The 6,526-nt window shown below is 67.9% G+C and carries 7 protein-coding genes; 1 reads left to right on the top strand and 6 read right to left on the bottom strand.

Features of this window, described 5'->3' with window-relative positions:
* The first annotated feature begins 40 nt into the window (after positions 1-40).
* Complete coding sequence (locus tag AB7U46_RS15125; RefSeq protein ID WP_428337814.1) at positions 41-739, top strand: Crp/Fnr family transcriptional regulator; 699 nt, start codon at positions 41-43, stop codon at positions 737-739.
* A gap of 3 nt (positions 740-742) precedes the next feature.
* Here the strand turns inward: AB7U46_RS15125 and AB7U46_RS15130 are convergent, their stop codons facing one another.
* The 6 genes from AB7U46_RS15130 to AB7U46_RS15155 are packed head-to-tail and all read right to left on the bottom strand — an operon-like array spanning position 743 to position 6,233.
* Positions 743-1,021, bottom strand: coding sequence for a nitric oxide reductase F protein (locus AB7U46_RS15130; RefSeq protein ID WP_428337815.1), 279 nt, complete (start codon positions 1,019-1,021; stop codon positions 743-745).
* 2 nt (positions 1,022-1,023) lie between these two features.
* Positions 1,024-1,581, bottom strand: coding sequence for a cytochrome c oxidase subunit 3 family protein (locus AB7U46_RS15135; RefSeq protein WP_428337816.1), 558 nt, complete (start codon positions 1,579-1,581; stop codon positions 1,024-1,026).
* On the bottom strand, positions 1,578-3,521 hold the full coding sequence (locus AB7U46_RS15140) for a nitric oxide reductase activation protein NorD (protein ID WP_428337817.1): 1,944 nt from the start codon (positions 3,519-3,521) through the stop codon (positions 1,578-1,580). The genes AB7U46_RS15135 and AB7U46_RS15140 overlap by 4 nt, the downstream gene beginning before the upstream one ends.
* A gap of 7 nt (positions 3,522-3,528) precedes the next feature.
* Complete coding sequence (locus AB7U46_RS15145) at positions 3,529-4,338, bottom strand: CbbQ/NirQ/NorQ/GpvN family protein (RefSeq protein WP_428337818.1); 810 nt, start codon at positions 4,336-4,338, stop codon at positions 3,529-3,531.
* Between the two features lie 23 nt (positions 4,339-4,361).
* Positions 4,362-5,759, bottom strand: coding sequence for a cbb3-type cytochrome c oxidase subunit I (locus tag AB7U46_RS15150; RefSeq protein ID WP_428337819.1), 1,398 nt, complete (start codon positions 5,757-5,759; stop codon positions 4,362-4,364).
* 18 nt (positions 5,760-5,777) lie between these two features.
* The gene (locus tag AB7U46_RS15155) at positions 5,778-6,233 is read right to left on the bottom strand and encodes a c-type cytochrome (protein WP_428337820.1); all 456 of its coding nucleotides are present in this window, start codon (positions 6,231-6,233) and stop codon (positions 5,778-5,780) included.
* Between the last annotated feature and the right edge of the window lie 293 nt (positions 6,234-6,526).

A 6,526-nucleotide genomic window follows, 5' to 3' on the forward strand; every position in this document is an offset into this window, starting at 1 on the left:
CGCCCCGGCTGTGACAAACCGGCACGGGAAAGGGGGCGCCATGAATTTCGACAGCGACTTCATCGCGCGCAAATCGCTCCTGCTCGCTTCGGTGCCGCGGGACGCGCAGGACAAGATCATTGCCGCAGCGCGCGAACGCGAGATGGAGCGCGGCGCCACCGTCTTCCTGCAGGGGGAGACGGCAACCGCGGTCTATATCGTGGTGGAGGGCTGGGTGAAGCTCTACCGCATCGCGCCGAACGGGGCGGAAGCGGTGGTGGGCGTGTTCACCCGCGGCCACAGTTTCGGCGAAGCGGTCGCCTTCACCCATGACAGCTACCCGGTCTCGGCCGAATGTGCGACCGACTGCCGTCTGCTGCGCATCGAGACCGAGGCGATCCTGCGGCTGATCCGCGAGGAGCCGGGGCTTGCGCTCTCGTTGCTGGCCGCGACCTTCGCGCATCTGCACCGGCTGGTGGCGCAGATCGAGGGGCTGAAGGCGCAGACCGGTCCGCAGCGGGTGGCGGAATTCCTGCTCGATCTCGCGAAATGCAGCGCGGGGCGCTGCGAGGTGACGCTGCCCTATGACAAGGTGTTGATCGCCGGGCGTCTCGGGATGAAACCCGAAAGCCTGAGCCGCGCCTTCGCCAAGCTGCGCGAGCAGGGGGTGACGGTGAAGCAGAACATCGCGGTGATCGACGATCTCGAGAGCCTGCGCGACTATGCCGCCGAGGATCCCGCCGCGGCCTGGGCGAAGTGAGCCTCAGCCCATCAGGTAAAGCGCGAGCAGCCCCGCGCAGTAAAGCCCAAGCACGATCGAGAAGCCGCGATGCCAGAACGGCGCCGCGGCGAGGCCGAGATAGCGATCGAGGATCACCCGCGCCTTCGCCCAGGCGAGCAGCAGGATCACCGCGCCGGCGCCGGTGACCTCGGCGCCCGTCAGCGCCCCGCGCCCGACCAGCGTGGCGATCATCGTGGAGCCGAGCGAGAGCGCGACGAGTGCCGCCCAGGCGCGGCCAAGCGGATCGGACAGCAGGCGCATTCTCACCTCAGGAGATAGATCACCGGAAACAGCAGCACCCAGACGAGATCGACCATGTGCCAGAAGGCGGCGCCGACCTCGACCGCGCGCGGCTCGGCGCGCCAGCCGACGAGGCCGAGGATCACGATCCCGGCGATCACATGAGCGGCGTGGAACCCGGTGAGCAGGTAGTAGAAGGTGAAGAACCCGCCCGAGGTCATGCCGATCCCGGCCGCGGCATTGCCGGCATATTCGACCGCCTTGATCGCGAGGAAGACACCGCCCAGCGCGGCGGCGCCGGCAAGATGCCACCGCGTCGCGCCGGGCCGCGCGGCCTCGGCCGAGCGCACCGCACGCGCGGCAAGCCAGCCCGAACTGACCAGCACCAGCGTGTTGATCCCGGCGAGCGCGCGATGCAGGTGGTCCTGCGCCGCGGCGAAACCGGCGGGATCGGTGATCCGCACGCCGAGAAAGGCGGCGAGCCCCGCGCCGAAGACCAGAAGCTCGGACACGATCAGCACCCACATCATCAGATCGCCGGGCAGCTGATCGAGGGGGGAGGGATCGGCCTGCGCGCTCATGCGCCCACCAGGTGGCGATAGATCTCGGGCAGGGCCGCGGTCAGCCGGTCGGCATGCGGGATCACCGAGAACCCGCCGCGCCCGAAGATGCGCGCGAACCAGGCCTTGCCCTCGCGGTCGATGGTGATGCCATGCACCGCCGCCCCCGCGCGCCGCGCCTCGAGCACGGCCATCCGGCTGTCCTCGATGCCGTGGCGTCCCTCGTAATGGTCGAGGTCGTTGGGCTTGCCGTCGGTGATCACAAGCAGCAGCCGACGCTTGCGCGATTGCTGCGCGAGATCGGCGCTGGCATGGCGGATCGCGGCGCCGAGGCGGGTGTAGAACCCCGGTTTCAGCGCGGCGATCCGGGCCTCGACCTGCGCGCTCATCGGCTCGCCGAAGCGCTTGCAGTTGAGGAAATAGACGCGCTCGCGTTTGAGCGACGAAAAGGCGTTGATCGCGAAATCGTCGCCGCAGGCGTCGAGCCCCCAGGCGAGCGCGGCCAGCGCCTCGTGTTCGATCTCGATCACCGGGCGCCCCTGCACCGCGCTTTCGGTCGAGCGCGAGACATCGAGCAGGCAGGAGACCGCGAGATCGCGTTTCAGCGGTCGCGTCTGGCGCCAGATCCGCTCGCTCGCCGTGCCGCTGGCGCGCAGATCGGCGGCGGCGCGGACGGTGGCCTCAAGGTCCAGCTCGTCGCCGTCGAGATGGCCCGAGGTGGAGACGCGGCCCGGCCGCAGCGCCTCGAATTGCCGGCGCACGGCGCGGATCCGGCGATGCGCGCGCGGATCGGCGCGGAACTCGGGCAGCGTGTCGCCCGGCGCCACATCGGAGGCCAGCACCACGCAATGCGCGGGCAGCCAGGCGCCGGCGCGCACGTCCCATTCGGGATAGGTGAATCGCCCCGAAAGCGCCTCGCGGTCGGCATCCTCGGGCGCGAGATCGAGATGCAGCTTCAGCCGCGTCGCCGGCGCCTTCGAGACCTGGCCAAGCCCGATCTCCTCCTGATCGTCGGCCGCCTTCTTCGCGGCGTCAGTGTCGTCATCCTCGATCCGACGGTTGAGGTTGAGGAACTCGGCCCAGCTCAGGATCGCCTCGAACTTGTGCAGGATGAAACTGTCCTTGCGCTCGGCCTGATCGGCGCGGTGGCGGCGCGCGCTGTGCATCTCGCTGCCTTCGCCTTCCTCGGGCGGGCCCTCGGTGGTACGGGTCTCGACCTCGCTTGGCGCCGAAACCCCGGCCTGCCGCAGGTCGAGCCAAAGCGCCACCGGGCGCGCCGGGCGATAGCCGCGCGGGGCGCGCAGATCGGCGGAAGTCCCGCTCGCAAGGCGCTGCGCATAGCCCCGCGCGAGCGCGGAGAGGGGGCTTTCGTCGCCCAGCTCGGCGCGGATCAGCGCCTCGACCGCCGCCTCGGCCGGGGGCAGATCGGCCGCCAGGCGCAGCGCCAGAAGGGCCGCGGCGAGGTCGGTGTAAAGGCTGCGGAAGCCGGGCGCCTCGGTCAGCGCCGCGGCGATCATCTGCCGGGCGATGGCAATGCGCGCCAGATCGGCCTGCAGCGGATCGTCGGGCAGGGGCGCGGGGGCGCCGGCCGCGGCGGCGAGCGCGGCAAGCCAGACATAGGCCGCGCCATTCGCCTCCCGCGCCGGGTAGATCGCGAGCGAGGCGGGCAGGCGCAGCGCCGCCCCGTCGAAAGAGGCGCGCGGCGCCCGCTCGGCGGTGGTGCCAAGCCGGCGCAGAAGGCTCAGCCGGTGGCGGCTGACCTCCTCGGCGACCGGGCGGATCTCGACCGAGGTGCCGCCGCCGAGCGCGCGGAACAGAACTGCCAGCCGTCCGCCGACCTGCGAGAGGTCGACACGGGCTCCGTCATACGCCTCGGGGGCGTCAAGACGGCTGGCAAGGGCGTGCCACAGTTTCCCGACGCTTTCTTCGGGTTCCCATGGCTCGAAGTCGATCTTCGTCACGGCCGCCTCACCCGAATATGGCCGTGACGAGATCGCGGAGCCCGCGTTTCACGTCTTCATCATCCGAAAGCGGCTCGATCATCGCCGCCTCGATCGCCCGCGCGATCGGCATCCCCCGCGCGATCAGGGTCGCGGCATAGACGACGAGCCGCGTCGAGACGCCTTCTTCGAGATCCTGGCCCTTCAGCGCGCGCAGCTTGCCCGCAAGGCGCACCAGCGGTTGCACCCGGTCTTCGGCCAAGCCTGATTCGCGCGCCACCACATGGATCTCATGCGCGGGGGCGGGAAAATCGAACTCCATCGCGACAAAGCGTTGCCGGGTCGAGGGTTTCAGGGTCTTGAGGATATTCTGATAGCCCGGGTTGTAGGAGGCCACGAGCAGAAAGCCCGGCGCCGCCTCGATCTCTTCGCCGGTGCGGTCGATCGGCAGGATCCGGCGGTCATCGGTCAGCGGGTGCAGCACCACGGTGACATCCTTGCGCGCCTCGACCACCTCATCGAGATAGCAGATCGCGCCCTCGCGCACCGCGCGGGTGAGCGGGCCATCGACCCAGGTCGTCTCGCCGCCCTTGAGCAGATAGCGCCCGATCAGATCGGCGGCCGAGAGGTCATCATGGCAGGCGACGGTATAGAGCGGCCGCCCGAGCCGCGCCGCCATATGGGCGACGAAGCGGGTCTTGCCCACCCCGGTCGGGCCCTTGAGCAGCACCGGCAGATCGGCGCCCGCGGCGGCGGCGAAAATCTCGCATTCATCGCCCTGGGGCAGGTAGAAGGGGGCTGATGCCGCCCCCTCCAGGGTTTTGGGTTGCGCGTTCATGTCCTGATCTCCGGGTCGGGCGGTCATTCGGCCGCGATATGGTCAGGGTCCTGGGCGAGCCGGGTCTTTTCCAGCGGGCCGGGGGTGATCACCTCGCTGCGCACCGCAAGAAGCGCATAGATGAAGAGCAGCGCCCCGATCACCACCGCCACGCCCGAGCCGAAGCGCATCGCGTAGAAGATCCAGAGCTGGTCCTGCACCTCCATGTAGTTCATCCCCATCACGCGCTGCAGATGGGTCTGCACCGTGCCCGCGAAGGTCAGCGTGAAGGTCATGAACACCACGCCCCCCGACATCAGCCAGAAGGAGGCCATGTTGAGCACCTGGTTATAGGGATCACGCCCTTTCAGCATCGGCATCGCATAGGTGAAGATCGCGAGGTTGAGGCAGACATAGGCGCCGTAGAAGGCGAGGTGCCCGTGCGAGGCGGTGATCTGCGTGCCGTGGGTGTAGAAGTTCACCCCGTGCAGCGTGTGCAGGAAGCCCCAGACCCCGGCGCCGAAGAAGGCGAGCGTCGCACAGCCAAGGCTCCACAGAAGCGCCGCCTTGTTCGGGTGGTCGCGCCGGCCCTTCCAGACCATCACGAAGGCGAAGGCCATCATCGCGAAGAAGGGGATCACCTCGAGCGAGGAGAAGATCGAGCCGATCCACTGCCAATAGGCGGGCATCCCGATCCAGTAGTAATGGTGCCCGGTGCCGAGGATGCCCGAGAAGAGCGAGAGCGCCACGATGATGTAGAGCCATTTCTCGACGACCTCCCGGTCGACGCCGGTGAGCTTCAGCATCAGATAGGCCAGGATCGAGGCCATGATCAGCTCCCAGACGCCCTCCACCCAGAGGTGCACGACATACCACCAGTATTCCTTGTCGAGGCTGAGGTTCGCGGGGTTGTAGAAGGCAAAGAGGAAGAGCAGCGCCAGCCCCCAGAGCCCGATCAGCAGGATATTGGTGATCGCGGTCTTGCGCCCCTTCAGCACGGTGAGCGTGACGTTGTAGAGGAAGATCAGCGCCGCGACGACGATGCCGGCCTTCACCCACATCGGCTGTTCGAGGAACTCGCGCCCCTCCTTGCCGAGGAAGAAATTGCCGTGGAAGAGGTCGAAGACATAGGTCACGACCACGCCCGCGGTGCCGAGCACCAGGATCGCGAGCTGGATATAGGCCAGCATCGGCGAATGGATCTCGCGCTCGCTTTCCTCGGGCACGAGGAAATAGGCCGCGCCGAAGAAGCCGGTGATCAGCCAGACGATCAGCGAATTGGTGTGCAGCATGCGCAGCACGTTGAAGGGCAGCAGCTCCGAAAGGAAATTCGGTTCGATGTAGATATAGCCGAGGATCAGCCCGACCGTGACCTGCACCGCGAAGAGGATCAGCGCCGTGACCATGTAGATCAGCGCGATTTTCTGGGTCTGGTATTTCATGTCCCTTGCTCCTTGCCCTCAGCCCGCGTCATTGGGCGGCCAGCCCTGGGTGTCGATGGTGCCGGTCCAGAGCAGGAAATCGGCGAGGTTCCGATACTGCTCCTCGGTGAGGTGGAACTGCGGCATCTGGCGGCGGCCCTCGATGCCCGAGGGCATCGCGTCCATCCAGGCCTTGAGGCTTTCCATCGCGCCCTCGTGGTCCTCCGGGGCGATCCCCCAGCGGCGCATCACATTGCCCAGCTCGGGGGCGTAATAGGCGCCCTCGCCAAGGATCGTGTGGCAGTCGATGCAGGCGTTTTCCTCCCAGATCCGCTTGCCGCGGATGACGGAGTCGGTGAGCGTCGCCTCATTGGTCGAGGTGCTCTTGATATAAAGATGGCTCTGGGCCGAGAGGCCCACGAAGATGATGATGAAGAACAGCGAGCCACCGTAAAAGATGTTACGGGCCATGCTCTTGGTCATGACTTCGCGCATATGCGCTCTCCTTTTCGGAGCGGTTGATCGTGGGCTCACTTCGCCGCGGCGGGGGGTGACTCGCCTTAACGAAAGTCAATCGTGTGTGAATCCGTCGGGAATTCCGTGCGCGGGCCTGGCGCTCAGGCGAGCGCGACGAGCGTGGCGCCGGGAAAGGCCGTGAGCGCGGCCTCGATCGCGGCGCGGTCCATCACGCAGGCCGCGGTCGAAAGCGCGTCGGCCAGCGCGGCCCGGGGCGCGGCGACGGCGGCGAGCCGCCAGCGCGGCGCGCTCGATCCCCGCGGATCGAGGAT

Source organism: Paenirhodobacter sp., from assembly GCF_050177655.1.
Lineage (GTDB): Bacteria > Pseudomonadota > Alphaproteobacteria > Rhodobacterales > Rhodobacteraceae > Rhodobacter.

Excerpts from the sequence above, each read along its gene's own strand:
- AB7U46_RS15150 (WP_428337819.1), bottom strand. The coding sequence starts at position 5,759 with ATGAAATACCAGACCCAGAAAATCGCGCTGATCTACATGGTCACGGCG.
- AB7U46_RS15145 (WP_428337818.1), bottom strand. The coding sequence starts at position 4,338 with ATGAACGCGCAACCCAAAACCCTGGAGGGGGCGGCATCAGCCCCCTTC.
- AB7U46_RS15125 (WP_428337814.1), top strand. The coding sequence starts at position 41 with ATGAATTTCGACAGCGACTTCATCGCGCGCAAATCGCTCCTGCTCGCT.
- AB7U46_RS15135 (WP_428337816.1), bottom strand. The coding sequence starts at position 1,581 with ATGAGCGCGCAGGCCGATCCCTCCCCCCTCGATCAGCTGCCCGGCGAT.
- AB7U46_RS15155 (WP_428337820.1), bottom strand. The coding sequence starts at position 6,233 with ATGCGCGAAGTCATGACCAAGAGCATGGCCCGTAACATCTTTTACGGT.
- AB7U46_RS15130 (WP_428337815.1), bottom strand. The coding sequence starts at position 1,021 with ATGCGCCTGCTGTCCGATCCGCTTGGCCGCGCCTGGGCGGCACTCGTC.